This is a genomic window from Pseudomonas sp. ASL4, assembly GCF_056680395.1.
Genome location: NZ_CM155280.1, coordinates 6,032,401 through 6,051,831, shown reverse-complemented (window position 1 = coordinate 6,051,831; position 19,431 = coordinate 6,032,401). Strand labels below are relative to the sequence as shown.

The following is a 19,431-nucleotide window of genomic DNA, read 5'->3' as shown; positions in this document are numbered from 1 at the left end:
ACGAGAGGTGCGTATGCACGATCCGTTTGAACAGTCTTTACGTGACATGCTCAAGGCATCTCCGTCCACTCGGGACGACGATGCGTGCCTTGGCCGTGTACTGAAAACCGCCAACCGCCAGGTCGGCGCTGGCGATCTGTTCAGCCTGCTGGGCCGCTGGTTGCCCGCGCTGATGATTGCCGTGAACAATGGATCGGCCCACGTCACGCCGGTTTCCCGTCACCGTAAACCTACCGTTCGTACTGCTGATAAGGCTGATTGAATATGGAACTTGATCTCTGGACTCAGAGCCTCGTCACTGCAATGACCGCGTTGTGGACCAAGGTTGCGAATTTCATTCCGAACCTGTTCGGCGCACTGGTTGTGCTGCTGTTGGGTTTTGTCGTGGCCAAGCTGCTGGACACCTTGCTGTCCAAATTGCTCGCCAAGTTGGGCCTTGATCGCCTGATGGGCGGTACCGGTTTGACCAAATTACTGTCCCGTGCCGGCCTTCAAGTGCCGATTTCGACCCTGATCGGCAAAATCGTCTATTGGTTCGTTTTGCTGATTTTCTTGGTGTCCGCCGCAGAATCCCTTGGACTTGAGAGAGTTTCAGCTACGCTGGATATGCTTGCGCTGTATTTGCCGAAGGTATTTGGCGCCGCGCTGGTGTTGCTGGTGGGTGTTTTGCTGGCGCAACTGGCCAACGGGCTGGTGCGCGGTGCAGCAGAGGGCGTAGGGCTGGATTACGCTTCGGGCCTGGGGCGAATTGCCCAGGGCCTGGTGATTATTATCAGTTTGTCGGTTGCGATCAGCCAGTTGGAGGTCAAGACTGACCTGCTGAACCATGTAATTGTGATCGTATTGATTACCGTTGGTCTGGCGGTTGCGCTGGCAATGGGATTGGGAAGCAGGGAAATTGCCGGTCAGATTCTTGCGGGAATCTATGTGCGAGAGTTGTATCAGGTTGGGCAACAAGTGCGTGTTGGCGAGGTCGAAGGCCAGATCGAAGAGATCGGCACGGTTAAAACCACATTGCTGACCGATGAGGGTGAGCTAGTCTCTCTCTCCAATCGGATTCTCCTGGAGCAGCATGTGAGTAGCCGCTAACCCGGCAAACCCTGCTAATGTATGCCGCCGCAAAATGCCCTGAAAGGGCTGCGGCGGACATTGACCTGACTGTCGGCCCGACTTGTTTTGAATAAAGCTCAATCGCTCTCCACGCGCTACGACCCCCGCGAGCTCTCTGATGAGGAGTTGGTCGCGCGCTCGCATACCGAGCTGTTTCACGTAACACGCGCCTATGAAGAACTGATGCGGCGTTACCAACGAACATTATTTAACGTTTGTGCACGATATCTTGGGAACGATCGCGACGCAGATGATGTCTGTCAGGAAGTGATGTTGAAGGTGTTGTACGGCCTGAAGAATTTCGAGGGGAAATCGAAGTTCAAGACATGGCTCTATAGCATCACGTACAACGAATGCATCACGCAGTATCGGAAGGAGCGGCGAAAGCGTCGCTTGATGGACGCTTTGAGTCTGGACCCCCTCGAGGAAGCGTCTGAAGAAAAGACGCCGAAACCAGAGGACAAGGGTGGACTCGATCGCTGGCTGGTGTATGTGAACCCGATTGACCGTGAAATTCTGGTGCTACGATTTGTCGCAGAGCTGGAATTTCAGGAGATCGCAGACATCATGCACATGGGTTTGAGTGCTACAAAAATGCGGTACAAACGCGCTCTAGATAAATTACGTGAGAAATTTGCAGGCGTTGCTGAAACTTAGTTCAGCGCAAATATCTCTTACGTGTAGGCAAGTTCTGATAGACTTGCCGCCGAGTTGTCCCCCGGTTTGAGGGACTGCTTTACAATCACCAGATGGGGATTTAACGGATGAAACTGAAAAACACCTTGGGCTTGGCCATTGGTTCTCTTATTGCCGCTACTTCGTTCGGCGTTCTGGCACAAGGCCAAGGCGCAGTTGAAGGCGAGCTTAACTACAAGAAGCAGTATAACGACAGTGTTGACCACGTCGAAAACGGCTTCAACCCAGGCGCCAAAATCGGTTACTTCCTGACCGACGACGTGTCGATTAACCTCGGCTACGACACCAACAACCACACCCGTTCGAACGACGGCACTGGCAGCCAGAAAATCAAAGGCGACAACTTTGGTCTGACCGCTCAGTACCACTTCAACAACGCTGGTGACGCTCTGCGCCCATACGTTGAAGGCGGCGTTAAACACGGCAGCCTGACCAACGTAGCCGCTGACGGCCACACCGGTCGCGACCAGTCGACTTTCCTGACTGCTGGCGCTGGCGTTAAGTACTACTTCGCCGAAAACTTCTTCGCCCGTGCTGGCGTTGAAGCTGACTACAAACTGGACAACGGCCGTTGGGACTACGCTCCTTCCGTTGGTCTGGGCGTGAACTTCGGTGGCGGCAACAAGCCTGCTGCTGCTCCAGTTCCAGCTCCAGCTGAAGTCTGCACCGACAGCGACAACGATGGCGTTTGCGACAACGTTGACAAGTGCCCGAACACCCCAGCCAACGTAACTGTTGACGCTGATGGCTGCCCTGCAGTTGCTGAAGTTGTTCGTGTTGAGCTGGACGTTAAGTTCGACTTCAACAAGTCGGTCGTTAAGCCTAACAGCTACGCTGACATCAAGAACCTCGCTGACTTCATGAAGCAGTACCCATCCACCACCACTACTGTTGAAGGTCACACTGACTCCGTCGGTCCTGACGCTTACAACCAGAAACTGTCCGAGCGTCGTGCAAGCGCCGTTAAACAAGTTCTGACCAACCAGTACGGTGTTTCGCCATCCCGCGTTCAGTCTGTTGGCTACGGCAAATCCCGCCCAGTTGCTGACAACAAAACTGAAGCTGGTCGCGCTGTTAACCGTCGCGTAGAAGCGAAGGTTGAAGCTCAAGCTAAGTAATTAGTTTGTAGCGCTGAAAAGCCCGGCTTAGGCCGGGCTTTTCTTTGTCTGCGATTTGGTATTTCAGTCTGGATTGAGCGGTGTTCCAACGGATCGCAGCCTTCGGCAGCTCCTACAGAGCCGTACACCGAACCCATGTAGGAGCTGCAGCAGGCTGCGATCTTTTGATCTCATCGCGAGCCGCCACCGCTCCAATCACCAAAATCGCCGGGCTCTTGAGTTCGAAGCTATGGGCATCGGCTTCCATGGCTGTCAGGTCGCTGCGGCACTCCCGCTGATGTGGCAGTGAAGCGTTTTCAATCATCGCCACCGGCGTATCCATCGCCATTCCGCCCGCCAGCAATTGCTCGCGGATCACACTCAGCTTCGCCACCCCCATGTAAATCACCAGCGTCGTGCCACCCTGGGCCAAGGCTCGCCAGTTCAGGCTGCTATCGTCCTGAGTGTGGGCGGTGACCAGCGTCACACCGCGTGCCACACCGCGCAAAGTCAACGGGATATCGCATTGCGTTGCGCCAGCCAGTCCAGCGGTGATGCCATTGACCAATTCCACCTCGACCCCATGCTCGCGCAGCCACTGCGCCTCTTCGCCGCCGCGACCAAAAATGCACGGATCACCTCCCTTCAGTCGCACCACACATTTGCCATGGCGGGCATAACGCAGCATCAACCGATGAATGAAGGCTTGAGGTGTGGAACGACAGCCGCCGCGCTTGCCGACGGGAATGATTCGGGCATCAGGACAATGCTCCAGAACCGCGTCGTTGACCAAGTCATCGATCAGCACCACATCCGCTTCCCTCAGCGCTCGAACAGCTTTGAGGGTCAGCAATTCCGGGTCGCCGGGACCCGCACCCACCAGCCAGACTTTTGCGCTCATCGTATTTTCCTCACGAGATGACGGCGGCTGGCTGCGCAGTGGCGGCCAGCAAACGCTTGATTTCCGGGACGCAGGAGCCGCATTGCGTACCGCAGCCCAGTTCTTGTTTCAGACCCTGCAAATCCAGGCCACGGCTGATGCCGGCGCAGACCGCGCTTTGGCTGACGTTTTTGCAGTTACACAGGATTTTGTTGCCGGCGGCTGGCGTGTCGACGTTGCCCGGTGGTGCGCTCAATGGCGCCAGCAGCCAGCGCCGCAATTGGTCGTCGGCGCGGCCTTCGAGCCATAGGCTTTGCAACCAGTGTTGGGCGAGGGTTTCACCGGCCAGGCGAATCGCGGTGATCCGGCCGTTTTCGATACGTACCCGTTTGCCAATAGCGCGCCGCGGGTCGTCGTAGGCCAATACCGGGCCATCGTTAAGCCCCAGGCATTGATCGATATCACGCAGTAATTGCGCCTCGGGTGGCGTGGCGCTGGCAGCGCGTATCAGCAGCGCGGGGCGTTCACGCCCTGTCAGGCTGAGGCTAACGTAGGAAAACGCCTCGCAGAGTGGTCGTAGAGTCTCAACATGTCGTTGAACATCACCCTCGATCAAGGCGAAAAGGTGCCAAGGCAGTTGCACCGGTTCCAGGCGCACGCCGCTGTGTTTGAGTTCCGGTTGTTTCGACAGCGGGTCGAATGCCGGTTGGGTAATCGTATTGACGCCGCCCTTGAGAAAACGATCACCCCAATGCATCGGCAGAAAGGCTTGGCCGGGACGCACGCTGTCGTCGCTGCCGACGGCCACAATCACCGCGCCGCGACGACTTTTCAGGTTGACCAGGTTGCCCGGTTGCAGCCGATGCCGGCGCAGTTCATCCGGGTGCAGGCTCAACACCGCTTCGCTGACGTGACCGAACAACTGGGCGGCGGTGCCGGTGCGGCTCATGCCGTGCCATTGATCGCGCAAGCGGCCGGTGATCAAGGTCAGTGGGAACCGAGCGTCCCGTTGTTCCTTGGCTGCACGGTACGGGTCGGCGACGAATTGCGCGCGGCCGCTGGCGGTCGGGAAGATCCCGTCCAGGTACAACCGCGCCGTGCCTTCGTTGGCGCCGGTGGGGAAGGGCCATTGCTGCGGGCCGATCCGGTCAAGCAAGGCATGACTGATACCGGACAGGTCCAGATCCCGACCCAGGGTCAGTTGCTTGTATTCGTCGAAGACCTGCGCCGCTGTGTCAAAGGCAAACAGGCTGGGCAGTGCCGGGCGCAGACGTTTTTCCAGGCGTTGTGCGAAATCCACTGTGATCGCCCAATCAGATCGCGCCTCACCCGGTGCGCTAATGGCCTGGCGGACGTGGGAAATTCGCCGTTCGGAGTTGGTCACCGTGCCGTCCTTTTCACCCCAACTTGCGGCTGGCAGCAGCAGGTCGGCGAACGCTGCGGTTTCGGTGGTGCGAAAGGCCTCTTGCAAGATCACAAACGGGCAGGCCTCCAGGGCGGCGCGCACATTGTTTTGATCCGGCAAAGACTGCGCGGGGTTGGTGCAGGCAATCCACAGCGCTTTGATCTGCCCGCTACGCACCTGTTCGAACAGCTCGATGGCTGTAAGCCCGGTGTTTGCCGGCAGTTGCTCAACACCCCAGTAAGCCGCTACTTCGGCGCGATGCTCGGCATTGGCGGCGTCGCGATGACCGGGCAGCAGGTTCGACAAACTGCCGGTTTCCCTCCCACCCATGGCGTTTGGCTGACCGGTCAGGGAGAAAGGTCCTGCGCCGGGGTGACCGATTTGCCCGGTGGCCAGGTGCAGATTGATCAGTGCGCTGTTCTTCGCGCTGCCGGCGGTGGACTGGTTCAGCCCCATGCACCACAGCGACAGAAAACTCGGTGAAGTGCCAACCCATTCAGCGCACTGCTGCAGTTGCTCGACGCCAATCCCGCACAGCTGCGAAACCATCTGTGGGGTGTAATCGCGCACCAGGTTTTTCAACTCGGCCAAGCCTTCGGTGTGGGCCTTGATGAAGTCGCGGTCGATCCAGTCTTCCCACAGCAGCAGGTGCAAAATCCCATGGAATAACGCGACATCGGTGCCCGGAAGAATCGCCAAGTGCAGGTCGGCCAAATCGCAGGTGTCGGTACGACGTGGGTCGATGACGATGACTTTCATCTGCGGGCGGTGGGATTTGGCCTCCTCCAGGCGACGAAAAAGTACTGGGTGGGCGTAGGCCATATTACTGCCGACGATCATCACGCAATCGCTCAGTTCCAAGTCTTCATAACTGCACGGTGGCGCGTCGGCGCCCAGGCTGCGTTTGTAGCCGACCACCGCCGACGACATGCACAGCCGGGAATTGCTGTCGATGTTGTTGGTGCCCACCAGCGCCCGCGCCAGTTTGTTGAAGGCGTAGTAGTCCTCGGTCAGCAATTGCCCGGAGATATAGAACGCCACGCTGTCCGGGCCGTGTTCAGCAATGGTGTCGGCAAAAACGTTGGCGGCGTGGTCGAGTGCGGTATCCCAATCGGTGCGGCTGCGGGCCAGGCCTTTGCCCAGACGCAATTCCGGGTACAGCGCCCGGGCGGCAAGGTCGCCGGTCAGATGCAGGGTCGAACCCTTGCTGCACAGTTTGCCGAAGTTGGCCGGGTGGGCCGGATCGCCGCTGACGCCGAGAATGCGCTCGCCGTCATGCTCGATCAGCACGCCGCAGCCGACCCCGCAGTAGCAGCAGGTGGAGGCGGTGACCTGGCGGTCCATCAGCCTGCTTCCCGCAGGGCCAGCAACACCCGGCCATTCTCGACCCGCGCCGTATGGTGGTGAGCGCAACCGATGTCCGGGGCCTGGGCTTCGCCGGTTTGCAGGTCGATCTGCCAGTTGTGCAGCGGGCAGGCAACGCGTTTGCCGTAGATCAGGCCTTGGGACAGTGGCCCACCCTTATGCGGGCAGCGGTCATCGAGTGCGAAAACTTCGTCGTCGCTGGTACGAAAAATCGCGATGTCACCTTTCGGGCCGGCGATGATCCGCGAGCCGAGGGCGTTGATTTCTTCCAGTGCGCAGATATCCAGCCAGTTCATGCCAGCACCTCCAGGTTCTTCACGGGAATGACGTCGAATTCTTTCTTCAGCAGCGGCTGTTCCAGGCGCTCTTTCCACGGGTCCTGTTCGAACGACAGGGAAAATTGCAGGCGATCGTTGAGTGCCTTGCGGTGTTCCGGATCTTCCAGCACGGCTTTCTTGATGTGTTCCATGCCGACCCGTTGCAGGTAGTGCACGGTGCGTTCGAGGTAGAAGGCTTCTTCGCGGTACAGCTGTAGGAAAGCGCCGTTGTATTCGCGGACTTCTTCGGCGGTTTTCAGCTTGACGAAGAACTCGGCGACTTCGGTTTTAATCCCGCCGTTGCCGCCGATGTACATCTCCCAACCGGAGTCCACGCCGATAATTCCGACATCCTTGATGCCCGCTTCCGAACAGTTGCGTGGGCATCCGGAGACCGCCAGTTTCACTTTGTGCGGCGACCACATGTTGAACAGGTCGTGCTCCAGTTCGATGCCCAGTTGCGTCGAATTCTGCGTGCCAAAGCGGCAGAACTCACTGCCGACGCAGGTCTTCACGGTGCGGATGGATTTGCCGTAGGCGTGGCCGGACGGCATGTCCAGATCTTTCCAGACCCCCGGCAGGTCCTGTTTCTTGATCCCCAGCAAGTCGATGCGCTGGCCGCCGGTGACCTTGACCATCGGCACGTTGTACTTGTCGGCGACGTCGGCAATGCGCCGCAACTCCGACGGGTTGGTCACGCCGCCCCACATCCGCGGGACGACAGAGTACGTGCCGTCTTTCTGAATGTTGGCGTGGGCGCGTTCGTTGATCAGCCGTGATTGCGGATCGTCCTTGGCTTCGCCGGGCCAGGTCGAAATCAGGTAGTAGTTGAGCGCCGGGCGGCATGTGGCGCAGCCGTTGGGCGTGCGCCAGTTCAGGTAACCCAGGGTGTCGGCGATGGTCAGCAGATGTTGCTCGCGAATGGCTTGGCGGATCTGCCCGTGATTAAGGTCGCTGCAACCGCAGATGGCTTTTTCGCTTTTCGGTTTGACGTCAGCTGCGCCGCCCACGGTGTTAATCAGGATTTGCTCGACCAGCCCGGCACAGGAGCCGCAGGAGCTGGCAGCCTTGGTGTGCTTCTTCACGTCGTCGACGCTGAACAGCCCGTGCTCCTGAATCGCCTTGACGATGGTGCCTTTGCACACGCCGTTGCAGCCGCAGACCTCGGCGGTGTCGGCCATGCTCATGGCTTTGTCCTGGCCCTGATGTCCTACGTCGCCCAAGGCGTTTTCGCCGAACATCAGGTGATCGCGGATCTCGCCGATGGCGTGATTCTCACGGATCTGTCGGAAATACCAACCGCCATCTGCCGTATCGCCGTACAGACAGGCACCGACCAGCACGTCATCCTTGATCACCAGTTTTTTGTAGACCCCACCGATCGGGTCGGAAAGGGTGATGGTCTCGGTGCCTTCGCCGCCCATGAAGTCGCCGGCGGAGAACAGGTCAATGCCGGTGACCTTCAGCTTGGTCGACGTCACCGAGCCCTTGTAGGTGGCGAAGCCCAGTTGCGCGAGGTGGTTGGCGCAGACCTTGGCCTGTTCGAACAACGGCGCCACCAGTCCGTAGGCGATACCCCGGTGGCTGGCACATTCGCCGATGGCATAGATGCGAGGGTCGTAGGTTTGCAGGGTGTCGTTGACCAGGATCCCGCGATTGCACGGGATGCCGGACTTTTCCGCGAGTTCGGTGTTGGGACGAATGCCGGCGGCCATCACCACCAGGTCGGCGGGGATGATGTCGCCGTTCTTGAACTGGACCGAGCCAACCCGGCCATTGCCGGCGTCGTGCAGGGCCTGGGTCTGTTCGCAGAGGCGAAAGTGCAGGCCCCGGGCTTCGAGAGCGGTTTGCAGCAACTGGCCGCTGGTTTTGTCCAGTTGCCGTTCCAGCAGCCATTCGCCGATGTGCACCACGGTGACGTGCATGCCGCGCAGCATCAGGCCGTTGGCGGCTTCGAGGCCCAGCAGGCCGCCGCCAATCACCACCGCGTGCTTGTGGGTTTTTGCGGTGTTGATCATCACCTGGGTGTCGGCGATGTCGCGGTAGCCGATCACGCCGTGCAAGGTGTTGCCGGGGATCGGCAGGATAAACGGAGTCGAGCCGGTCGCGATCAGCAGGCGATCGTACTCGGCTTCGGTGCCGTCCTCGGCGATCACGCGGCGCTTGATCCGGTCGATCTCCACCACTTTGCGGTTAAGCAGCAATTTGATGTTGTTGCTCAGGTACCAGTCCAGGTCGTTGAGCACGATCTCTTCGAAAGTCTGCTCCCCGGCCAGTACCGGCGAGAGCAGGATGCGGTTGTAGTTGGTGTGGGGTTCGGCGCCGAAGACGGTGATGTCGTATAGCTCGTTGCTCAGCTTGAGCAGCTCTTCCAGGGTGCGAACCCCGGCCATGCCGTTGCCGATCATCACCAGTTTTAGTTTTTTCATCAGGTTCTCCGGGGAGCTCAGACTCGCCTCATCAGGGCTTTCAGGTCGTGCTCGACAAATTTTGCGCAAACAAAAAAAGGCGTCCCGCTAGTTGCCTAGCGAGGACGCCTTTGTCCTGGTCCCGTTCTCTCGGGAAGCACAGCCTTCGTCGTTGAAGGCTGGGCTTTATGTGTGGTGGGTAAGGTAATGCAGTGGTTGTGCCAAGTCGTTCAAGGCTTGGTTTTACCGGGCTCATGGTGGGTGTTCAGGATCAAATTCAGTGTTTGTGCACTGATTCGAGGCGAATCGCCCGGTCCTGGGGCATATGAACCGTGTGGCGAGGGAGCTTGCTCCCGCTGGGCTGCGAAGCAGGCCCCGAAATCAGCGAGCGCTGCGCACTCGAACGGGAGCAAGCTCCCTCGCCACATTGGATCGTGATCGAATCAGAATGAGTGAAATGCTAGAACCAGCAATAGAAGATTCACCACCAACGACACCAGCGCCAATGTCCGCCAAACCTTCAGCGGCTCGCGCTCCAGCAGCGGTTTGGGTCTCACACTCAAACTACGTCGCTCGCCCTGTTCCAGTAGCAACAACCATTCTTCCGCTGTTTCAAAACGCTGCTGCGGATCAACCGCAACCGAGCGCTCCAGGCTTAACGCCAGCCACTCAGGCAAATCGGGACGATAGCGATTGGCACTGACTGGCACACCAAAGCGTGGTCGTTGAAACGCTTCGATTTCGCCGTAGGGATAGTGCCCGGTCAGCAGGAAAAACAGCGTCACGCCGGCCGCGTACAAATCCTGTTGCGGCGTCGGCGCTTCTCCGTGAAAGGCTTCCGGGGCGATATAGCTTGGCGTGCCGGGCAGGGCGCAGGGCTGGTCTTCGGACAGGCCAGGGCAATAGGCGAGACCAAAATCGAGCAGCCGCAACTCACCGTCGTCCCCCAGCAGCAAGTTCTCCGGTTTGATGTCGCGATGCAGGATTTGTCGTCGGTGCAACATGCCCACCGCCCGCAGCAGGCGTTCGGCCAATTCCTGCCATTGCGCCAGTGGCAGCGGTCCGGTTCGGGCCTGCAATTCGGCCAGGGTCTGTCCCGAATATTCGCGCATCACGTAGTACAAATGCTGACGCTGGCTGGCGGCATGGACTTCAGGGAAATGCCGCCCGGCCACCCGTTTGAGAAACCATTCTTCCGACAACAGCGCCTGCCCGGCCAGGTGATCGTTATGCAAATGGCCGGGCAAGGTTTTCAGCAGCCAGGGTTGTTGTTGCCCGTCCCGCACCCGATAGAGCAGTGATTGCTGGCTCTGGCCGAGGACTCCCTCGACCTGCCAGCCTTCGAACGTCTGCCCCGGTTTCAGCGCGGGCGGCAGTGGCCACTGCTGCAAATGAATCAACGCATCGCCAATGTTTGTTTCGCCGAGGGCATCGACGCGCACCAGCAGGGCGCTGGCATTGTCCTGACTGCCGGCCAGGTGCGCGGCGATGACCAGCGTTTGCGCAGCACTTTGCAGATCAGGCTGGTCGCGCAAGATCCCGGCAATGGCGGTGTCGCCCAACACCGCCCAGATCCCGTCGCTGAGCAGCACGAAACTTTCATTGAGGCGTAATTCGCCATCAAGGAAATCCAGCACCAGATGCTGATCCAGCCCGAGGGCGCGTTTGAGCACATGTTGCATGCCCGGTTGGTCCCAAACGTGATCCTCGCTGACCCGCTGCAACTGATCGGCGTGCCAGCGATAAACCCGGCAATCGCCGACATGGGCCAGGGTAAAACGCCTGCCGCGCATGACCAAAGCACTGACAGTGGTGAGCAGCGGTTGCCCACCGCCATTGGCCTGAAGCCAGCGATTCTGCGCTGACAGCAGGCGATCCAGAGCCTCGGCGACTGCCCAGGTTTCCGGGGTGGCGTAATAGTCCAGCGCCAGTGCCTGCAAGGTCGAACGGGCGGCGAGCCCGCCATCGGCGCACTGGCTGACGCCGTCGGCAATGGCGAACAGGTAACCCTTGCTCGCCGCCAGCGCCGGGGCCGGGGTGACCAGGCGCAAAGCGTCCTGATTTTCCTCGCGCGGGCCGATGGCGCTGGCTTCGGCGAAACTCAGTTGCAGACTCATTGAGGTTTCAGACCCGCGCCGCCGTCACTGCGGCCGAACCCCAAGTGGTTCTCCAGCGACGTTTCACGCCGTGCAGGCCAAACCAGGCGAGCACGCCAAGGCTGGCGAACAACCACAAAGCCAGTTGATAGCTGCCGGTGCTTTGCTTGATTGCGCCCATGCCCGCCGCGAGGGCGAAGCCACCGATGCCGCCAGCCATACCGATCAACCCGGTCATCACGCCGATCTCGCGACGAAAACGCTGCGGCACCAGTTGGAAAACCGCGCCGTTACCGGCCCCCAAACCGAGCATGGTGCAGACGAAAAGGGCCAGCGCCGCGTAGGAATTCGGCAGGTTGAAACCCACTGCCGCGATACAAATCGCTGCCACTGTGTACATCCCGAGCAAGGTGCGGATGCCACCAAAACGATCCGCCAGAGCGCCGCCCAACGGACGCATCAGGCTGCCGCCGAACACGCAGGCAGCGGTGTAGTAACCGGCGGTCACCGGACTCAGGCCATATTGATCGTTGAAATAGCCGGGCAGGGCGCTGGCCAGGCCGATGAAGCCACCGAAGGTCACGCTGTAGAAAAACATGAACCACCAACTGTCGCGATCACCCAAGGCCTTCAGGTAGTCGGCCATGGATTTGGCTTTCGGCCGTTGCGGGGCGTTTTTGGCCAGCCAGGCGAAGACGATCAGGGTCAGGATCAGCGGGATCAGGGCAAAACCGAACACGTTGCTCCAGCCGAAGGACGCCGCCAACACCGGGGCAATCAGCGCCGCGAGGACCGTGCCCGAGTTACCGGCACCGGCGATGCCCATGGCTTTGCCCTGATGCTGCGGCGGATACCATTGCGAGGCCAGCGGCAGGGCGACGGCGAAGGACGCCCCGGCCATGCCGAGGAACAGGCCCAGCACCAGCGCCTGTTCGTAACTGTGGATGCCGAGTTTCCAGGCGCCGAACAATGCGCAGATGACGATGACCTGGCCGATGATCCCGGCGGTTTTTGGCGACAGGCGATCCGCCAGCAGGCCCATCGCAAAACGTAATACCGCGCCGGCCAGAATCGGCGTGGCCACCACCATCCCGCGTTGTTGAGTGGTCAGGTGCAGGTCGGCGGCGATCTGCACTGCCAGCGGCCCGAGCAGGTACCAGACCATAAAACTCAGGTCGAAATAGAGGAAGGCCGCGAACAATGTCGGGGTATGGCCGGATTTCCAGAAGCTTGAATTCATCGCGCACCTCAGCTGTAGGGAGTCTCGAGAAGGAGTCATGAGCTAGCAGGTGGGGCGCCGCCACGGCCGCACCACCGGCCCCGGTCACTGGGGCCAAAACGAAAAAACGCCGCTACCGGATCCGCCATGGAGCGAACGAGGTGAGCGACGTCTTTGTCGTTGGTGGGGCAACCGCCGTTGGTTACCTGTGTGGATTACTTAGCGAGATTTGTGCCAACAGCCGGTTTTTGTGGCGAGGGGGCTTGCCCCCGTTGGGTGGCGAAGCCGCCCATGCATTCTTTCAGGCAAACCTTGCACACAGATTTTGCGACGGCTTCGCCGCCGAACGGGGGCAAGCCCCCTCGCCACAGTGATCGATTACCCAAGCAACTCACTCATGGCAATAATCTGCTCAGCCACTTGAATCAGCTTCTGCTGGCGGCTCATGGCCTGGCGGCGCATCAGGGTGTAGGCCTCTTCCTCGTTGCAGTTTTTCATCTTCATCAACAACCCCTTGGCCAGCTCAATGCGCTTGCGCTCCGCCAGTTGCTGGTCCCGGGCATGGAGTTGGGCGCGCAGGGCCTGGTCGCTTTCGAAGCGGGCCATGGCCACGTCGAGAATCGGCTGCAAGCGTTGTGCGTGAATGCCTTCGACGATGTAGGCACTGACCCCGGACTTGATCGCCTGGCGCATCACGCCGGGGTCGTGCTCGTCGGTGAACATCACGATCGGCCGTGGCTGATCACGCGTCACCAATACCACTTGCTCCATCACATCACGGCTCGGTGACTCGGTATCGATCAGAATCACGTCCGGGCGCACCGTTTCGACGCGTGCGGGCAGGTCGATGGTCAGGCCGGATTCGTCGATCACTTCGAACCCGGCTTCGGTCAGGGCGGCTTTCAAGCGCCCGACTTTCTTTGCGGTGTCGTTGATCAGCAGGATACGCAACATATTCGCGGGCTCCTGTCAGCGGCTGGCGAGAAGCGGCGAGCTGTTGCTCATGGCGTGCAATTTGAAGCTTCGTGCATAGCTGGCCGGGTCTGAGCCGTCCCAGATTTTGCCGTCGATCAACTGACCGCTGCGCATTTCCTGGCCCCAGGCGGAGACGCCGACGGCAGTGGCGGCGTCGCGGTACAGGTCCAATTGCTGAACCTGACGGGCTACACCGAGGTAATCCGGGTCTTCGCGCAGCAAACCCCAGCGGCGGAACTGGGTCATGAACCACATGCCATCGGACAGATACGGCAAATTGACCTCGCCACCACCGTGAAAACGCAAGGCGTGCGGGTCCTGCCAGCGATTGCCGAGGCCGTCGGCGTAATCGCCGAGCAGGCGCGGCTCGATGCAGTCCAGCGGTGCATCGAGATATTCGGGTGCACTCAACAACTGCGCGGTGCTGCAACGGTTTTCCGGGCTTTCTTCGATGAAGCGGCTGGCTTCGAGGATCGCCATCACCAGCGCCCGGGCAGTATTGGGGTATTGCTCGACAAAGGCGCGGGTGCAGCCGAGGACTTTTTCCGGGTGATCGGGCCAGATGGTTTGAGTGGTCGCCATGGTAAAGCCGAGGTTCTGTTTCACCGCGCTGGCAGACCACGGTTCGCCAACACAGAAACCGTCGATGCGCCCGGCCTGCAGGTGCGCGACCATTTGCGGCGGCGGCACCACCACGCTGTCGACGTCTTGCAGCGGATGGATGCCCTGACTCGCCAGCCAGTAATACAACCACATGGCGTGGGTGCCGGTCGGAAACGTCTGGGCGAAAGTCAGTTTTGGGCGAGTTTGGTGCACATGCCGGTCCAGTGCTTCAGGACTGGTCACGCCCAGCGCTTGCAAACCGTGGGACAGGTTGATGCTTTGGCCGTTCTGGTTCAGACCCATCAGCACCGCCATGTCGGTGGGCGCAATGCCGCCGATGCCCAGGTGCACCGCGTAAATCAGGCCGTAGAGACTGTGGGCGGCGTCGAGTTCGCCGCTGACCAGTTTGTCCCGCAGGTTGGCCCAGGAGGATTGGCGCTTGAGGTTCAGGGTCAAGCCGTAGGGTTGGGCAAAGCCCTGGGTGGCGGCGACCACCACCGAAGCGCAGTCGCTCAGGGCCATGAAGCCTACGTCGATCACGGACTTTTCCGGGGCATCGCTGCCGTTGACCCAGGCCAGCGGGCCGACTGTGGTTTCATTCATCGGATAAACACCTTCCAAAAAAAAGCGTCGTCCCAGGTCCCCGCATGAGCAGAACCGGGTGACGACGCCATTGTCCGTCGACTCATCCCGCCGTTGGCATGAGTGCTGATGCCTATGCCGGTGCAAGGCATATGCCATCGAACGCTGATTTGCGTGTGCGCCTCGCTTGCGACCCCGATGCCCGGCTATAATCGCCGCCTCATTTCGCCGTCATTCGAGTCAAACCCGCCCATGTACACCCTGGCCCGTCAGCTGTTGTTCAAACTTTCCCCGGAAACCTCCCACGATCTGTCCCTGGACCTGATCGGCGCGGGCGGGCGTTTGGGCCTCAACGGCTTGCTGTGCAAGGCCCCGGCGAAAATGCCGGTGAAGGTCATGGGCCTGGAGTTTCCGAATCCGGTGGGTCTGGCGGCCGGTCTGGACAAGAACGGAGCGGCCATCGACGGTTTTGCCCAGTTGGGTTTCGGCTTCGTTGAAATCGGCACCATCACCCCGCGTCCGCAGCCAGGTAACCCGAAACCACGGATTTTCCGCTTGCCGGAAGCCGAGGCGATCATCAACCGCATGGGTTTCAACAACCTCGGTGTCGATCACCTGCTGGCTCGTGTTGCAGCGGCCAAGTACAAGGGCGTGCTGGGCATCAACATCGGCAAGAATTTTGATACGCCGGTTGAGCGTGCAGTCGACGACTACCTGATCTGCCTGGACAAGGTCTACGCCCACGCCAGCTACGTGACGGTCAACGTCAGCTCGCCGAACACCCCGGGCCTGCGCAGCCTGCAGTTCGGTGATTCACTCAAGCAATTGCTCGCCGACCTGGCCCAGCGCCGGGCCGAACTGGCCTTGCGCCACGGCAAGCATGTTCCGCTGGCGATCAAGATCGCTCCGGACATGACCGACGAAGAAACCGCCCAGGTCGCGCAAGCGCTGATTGAAACCGGGATGGACGCGGTGATTGCCACCAACACCACCCTGAGCCGGGTCGGCGTCGAAGGCATGGAACATGGCGACGAGGCGGGCGGTCTGTCCGGCGCGCCGGTTCGCGACAAGAGCACCAACACCGTCAGGGTCCTGGCAGCAGAATTGGCCGGCCGTTTGCCGATCATCGCCGTGGGTGGCATCACTGAAGGCAAGCACGCGGCTGAGAAAATCGCTGCAGGTGCGAGTTTGGTGCAGCTGTATTCGGGCTTCATCTATAAGGGCCCGGCGCTCATCCGTGAATCGGTCGACGCCATAGCGGCCTTGCGCTAAACCCCGTAGGAGTGGGCTTTTGTGGCGAGGGGGCTTGCCCCCGTTGGGCAGCGAAGCGGCCCCAAGCCAGCCAACCCGGTGTGTCAGATGAAACATGGTGGCAGGGTTTACGACTGCTTCGCAGTCGAACGGGGGCAAGCCCCCTCGCCACAATGGTCTCACCGTAGATTTTGCGGGCATAAAAAAGGGCACCTCGAAGGTGCCCCTGGGCCGGAGCCCGCCGTCCGGATGGGACGTGCGTGGTTAATGCGTTATGTATTCAGATTGTTGTGTTGCAGTGTCTGGCCCTTTGTTAGCCAACGGCGTGAAGTTCGTTGAGTCTATGGATTCCCGCAGTGCCGGTCATACCGTCCCAGTTGTCGCCGCGTCCTTCGCGCCAGCCGTTAATCCAGGCTTGGCGTACCGACGGTAGAGTAAATGGGCAAAGCTCACGGGATTTGCCACCAACGCCATATTGATATCCGCGCAAAAATGCTCTTTCCAACGGATCACGCTTAAGTCTTCTCATAGGGTGTTGCCCTCACTTGTTGACTGTATTTATCGCGTCGACCTCAATCGAGGTCTGGCAGAAAAATTCTGCCGTTGGTGGCTCGCTGCCGGCGTCGCGAGCCAAGGTGTTGACGCCGTTGCGACGTCAACCTGTGTTGAGTTCTAACCAATGCGTCACATCGAGGGAATGATCGTTTTGTCATAAGGACGTAACGATAAAGATGCTATGGCCATAAGTAACAAGGCGTTTGTAACGTGTTTGTTGCTCAAAGCCCCGGTATGATCGGCCCCGCGCTAGATGACGGGGTTAATCCTTTAGTGAGAATGGCCCACCGTTGCACTGGGGTACTATTCGACGAAGGGTCGAGTTATGACATTTTGTTGCATCAACTTTTTTCTCTGCCCTGGCATCTAAGCTCTTTTAACCCGAGCAGTCAGGGTGGGACGGCACACCTTCGTGCCACGCGGGCGCTCTTTTAGAAAAGCGCCTGATTGAAAACCGGACCGGCAATGCGTTGTCGGTTCACTCAGCCAAAGGCTTTGAAACTCCAATGTCCGATCAATTCGAAATCTTCCTCACTTGCCCCAAAGGCCTTGAAGGCCTGCTCATCGAGGAAGCCGTCGGGCTTGGCCTTGAAGAAGCGCGTGAACACACCTCGGCCGTGCGCGGCATGGCCACCATGGAAACCGCTTATCGCCTGTGCCTGTGGTCGCGTCTGGCGAACCGGGTGCTGCTGGTGCTCAAGCGTTTCCCGATGAAGGACGCCGAAGACCTGTACCACGGCGTGCTCGACATCGAGTGGCAAGACCATATGCTCAACGACGGCACCCTGGCCGTTGAGTTCAGCGGTCACGGCTCGGGCATCGACAACACCCACTTCGGCGCCTTGAAGGTCAAGGACGCTATCGTCGACAAACTGCGCACCCCGCAGGGCGACCGTCCGTCCATCGACAAACTCAACCCGGACCTGCGCATTCACCTGCGCCTGGACCGTGGCGAAGCGATCCTTTCCCTCGACCTGTCCGGCCACAGCCTGCACCAGCGTGGTTATCGCTTGCAGCAGGGCGCGGCACCGCTGAAGGAAAACCTCGCGGCCGCGATCCTGATCCGTTCCGGCTGGCCACGCATTGCAGCCGAAGGCGGCGCGCTGGCTGACCCAATGTGCGGTGTCGGCACGTTCCTGGTAGAAGCCGCCATGATCGCCGCCGATATGGCGCCGAACCTGCGTCGCGAGCAGTGGGGCTTTACGGCCTGGCTCGGTCACGTTCCGGCGCTGTGGAAAAAACTCCACGAAGAAGCCACCGAGCGTTGCGCTGCCGGTCTGGCCAAGCCACCGCTGTGGATTCGCGGTTACGAAGCTGACCCACGCCTGATTCAACCGGGCCGCAACAACGTTGAACGTGCAGGCCTGAGCGAGTGGATCAAGATCTACCAGGGCGAAGTTGGCACCTTCGAGCCACGTCCGGACCAGAACCAGAAAGGCCTGGTCATCTGCAACCCGCCGTACGGCGAGCGCCTGGGTGACGAGGCAAGCTTGCTTTACCTCTACCAGAACCTGGGCGAGCGTCTGCGTCAGGCCTGCCTGAACTGGGAAGCGGCGGTATTCACCGGCGCGCCCGACCTGGGCAAGCGCATGGGCATCCGCAGCCACAAACAGTATTCGTTCTGGAACGGCGCGTTGCCGTGCAAGCTGCTGCTGATCAAGGTCACGCCGGATCAGTTCGTCACTGGCGAACGTCGCACTCCGGAACAGCGTCAGGTAGAACGCGAACAGGCTGAAGTCGAAGTTGCAGACAACGACGTGGCGCCGGGCAAGTACGAGAAGTACAACAAGAACGGCAACCCGATCAAACCGGCTCCGGTGGTGATCGAGCAACCGCGCTTGAGCGAAGGCGGGCAGATGTTTGCCAACCGCCTGCAAAAGAACCTCAAGGCCATGGGCAAGTGGGTCAAGCGTGAAGGCATCGACTGCTATCGCGTGTATGACGCCGACATGCCGGAATACTCGATGGCCATCGACCTGTATCAGGATTGGGTCCACGTCCAGGAATACGCCGCGCCGAAATCCATCGACCCGGAAAAAGCCTCGGCCCGGATGTTCGATGCCCTGGCAGCGATTCCGCAAGCCTTGAACATCGACAAGAGCCGCGTGGTGGTCAAGCGCCGCGAGCGTCAGAGCGGCACCAAACAGTACGAACGCCAGGCGGCACAGGGCAAGTTCGTCGAGGTCAACGAAGGCGGCGTCAAGCTGCTGGTGAACCTCACCGACTACCTCGACACCGGGCTGTTCCTTGACCACCGTCCAATGCGCATGCGTATCCAGAAAGAGGCGGCCGGCAAGCGCTTCCTCAATCTGTATTGCTACACCGCGACCGCCAGTGTTCACGCGGCCAAGGGCGGCGCCCGCACCACTACCAGCGTCGACCTGTCGAAAACCTACCTCGACTGGGCGCGTCGTAACCTGTCGCTGAACGGTTTCTCCGACAAGAACCGCCTGGAGCAAGGTGACGTGATGGTCTGGCTGGATGCCTGCCGTGACGAGTTCGACCTGATCTTCATCGATCCGCCGACCTTCTCCAACTCCAAGCGCATGGAAGGGATTTTCGACGTACAGCGTGACCAGGTGCAGTTGATCGACCTGGCCATGGCGCGCCTGGCGCCGGGCGGCGTGTTGTACTTCTCCAACAACTTCCGCAAGTTTGTGCTGGAGGAGAACCTCACCACCCGTTACGCGGTCGAGGAAATCACCGCCCAGACCATCGATCCGGACTTTGCCCGTAACGGCAAGATCCATCGTGCCTGGAAAATCACGGCCCGCTGATAGCTGACCGGATTGGATCCACAGAGCCTTGATTTTTAAAGGCTCTTGGGTTCTTTCAGGGCTGGTCAAATTAGTGGCTAATAGCTATAACTCAA

General features: G+C 59.9%; 15 protein-coding genes. 6 read left to right on the top strand and 9 right to left on the bottom strand.

All coding sequences use genetic code 11. The annotated features are described in order from the left end of the window. Positions 1-13: 13 nt before the first annotated feature. The 4 genes from AC1MEW_RS27615 to AC1MEW_RS27600 all read left to right on the top strand — a co-directional run bounded on the left by AC1MEW_RS27615 (position 14) and on the right by AC1MEW_RS27600 (position 2,924). Complete coding sequence (locus tag AC1MEW_RS27615) at positions 14-262, top strand: CrfX protein (protein ID WP_201202094.1); 249 nt, start codon at positions 14-16, stop codon at positions 260-262. A 2-nt stretch (positions 263-264) separates the two neighbouring features. After that, on the top strand, positions 265-1,089 hold the full coding sequence (locus tag AC1MEW_RS27610) for a mechanosensitive ion channel family protein (protein ID WP_054054005.1): 825 nt from the start codon (positions 265-267) through the stop codon (positions 1,087-1,089). A gap of 87 nt (positions 1,090-1,176) precedes the next feature. Next, complete coding sequence (sigX, locus tag AC1MEW_RS27605; protein WP_163909195.1) at positions 1,177-1,767, top strand: RNA polymerase sigma factor SigX; 591 nt, start codon at positions 1,177-1,179, stop codon at positions 1,765-1,767. 107 nt (positions 1,768-1,874) lie between these two features. Further along, positions 1,875-2,924: an OmpA family protein gene (locus AC1MEW_RS27600; protein WP_201202096.1), complete on the top strand. Its 1,050-nt coding sequence runs from the start codon at positions 1,875-1,877 to the stop codon at positions 2,922-2,924. A 112-nt stretch (positions 2,925-3,036) separates the two neighbouring features. Here AC1MEW_RS27600 and cobA read toward each other — a convergent pair whose 3' ends face one another. The 8 genes from cobA to AC1MEW_RS27560 form a co-directional block, all read right to left on the bottom strand. Further along, on the bottom strand, positions 3,037-3,804 hold the full coding sequence (gene cobA / locus AC1MEW_RS27595; RefSeq protein ID WP_480424333.1) for a uroporphyrinogen-III C-methyltransferase: 768 nt from the start codon (positions 3,802-3,804) through the stop codon (positions 3,037-3,039). Positions 3,805-3,814: 10 nt separating this feature from the next. Next, positions 3,815-6,532, bottom strand: a complete 2,718-nt coding sequence (locus tag AC1MEW_RS27590) for a nitrate reductase (RefSeq protein ID WP_480424331.1) — start codon at positions 6,530-6,532, stop codon at positions 3,815-3,817. Continuing rightward, positions 6,532-6,849: a nitrite reductase small subunit NirD gene (nirD, locus tag AC1MEW_RS27585; RefSeq protein WP_201255919.1), complete on the bottom strand. Its 318-nt coding sequence runs from the start codon at positions 6,847-6,849 to the stop codon at positions 6,532-6,534. Before nirD ends, AC1MEW_RS27590 begins: the two co-directional genes overlap by 1 nt. Further along, the gene (nirB, locus tag AC1MEW_RS27580) at positions 6,846-9,299 is read right to left on the bottom strand and encodes a nitrite reductase large subunit NirB (protein ID WP_480424329.1); all 2,454 of its coding nucleotides are present in this window, start codon (positions 9,297-9,299) and stop codon (positions 6,846-6,848) included. The genes nirD and nirB overlap by 4 nt, the downstream gene beginning before the upstream one ends. A gap of 422 nt (positions 9,300-9,721) precedes the next feature. After that, positions 9,722-11,395 carry a bifunctional protein-serine/threonine kinase/phosphatase gene (locus AC1MEW_RS27575; protein ID WP_480424328.1) on the bottom strand — a complete coding sequence of 558 codons (1,674 nt, stop codon included), beginning with the start codon at positions 11,393-11,395 and terminating at the stop codon, positions 9,722-9,724. A gap of 7 nt (positions 11,396-11,402) precedes the next feature. Then, positions 11,403-12,614 (bottom strand): nitrate/nitrite transporter, encoded by a 1,212-nt coding sequence (locus AC1MEW_RS27570; protein ID WP_480424326.1) that lies wholly within the window; start codon positions 12,612-12,614, stop codon positions 11,403-11,405. Between the two features lie 357 nt (positions 12,615-12,971). Beyond that, positions 12,972-13,547, bottom strand: a complete 576-nt coding sequence (locus AC1MEW_RS27565; RefSeq protein ID WP_322267854.1) for an ANTAR domain-containing response regulator — start codon at positions 13,545-13,547, stop codon at positions 12,972-12,974. 15 nt (positions 13,548-13,562) lie between these two features. After that, positions 13,563-14,774 carry a CmpA/NrtA family ABC transporter substrate-binding protein gene (locus AC1MEW_RS27560; RefSeq protein ID WP_201255915.1) on the bottom strand — a complete coding sequence of 404 codons (1,212 nt, stop codon included), beginning with the start codon at positions 14,772-14,774 and terminating at the stop codon, positions 13,563-13,565. Between the two features lie 231 nt (positions 14,775-15,005). Here AC1MEW_RS27560 and AC1MEW_RS27555 point away from each other — a divergent pair, with 231 nt between their 5' ends. Beyond that, complete coding sequence (locus AC1MEW_RS27555; protein ID WP_201202098.1) at positions 15,006-16,025, top strand: quinone-dependent dihydroorotate dehydrogenase; 1,020 nt, start codon at positions 15,006-15,008, stop codon at positions 16,023-16,025. 292 nt (positions 16,026-16,317) lie between these two features. On the opposite strand, the gene rmf is transcribed toward AC1MEW_RS27555, so the two are convergent. After that, entirely contained in the window at positions 16,318-16,533 is a 216-nt protein-coding gene (gene rmf / locus AC1MEW_RS27550) for a ribosome modulation factor (protein WP_003223300.1), read from the bottom strand. A 532-nt stretch (positions 16,534-17,065) separates the two neighbouring features. On the opposite strand from rmf, the gene rlmKL reads away from it, so the two are divergent. Beyond that, the gene (gene rlmKL, locus AC1MEW_RS27545; RefSeq protein ID WP_201196284.1) at positions 17,066-19,336 is read left to right on the top strand and encodes a bifunctional 23S rRNA (guanine(2069)-N(7))-methyltransferase RlmK/23S rRNA (guanine(2445)-N(2))-methyltransferase RlmL; all 2,271 of its coding nucleotides are present in this window, start codon (positions 17,066-17,068) and stop codon (positions 19,334-19,336) included. Positions 19,337-19,431 lie beyond the last annotated feature (95 nt).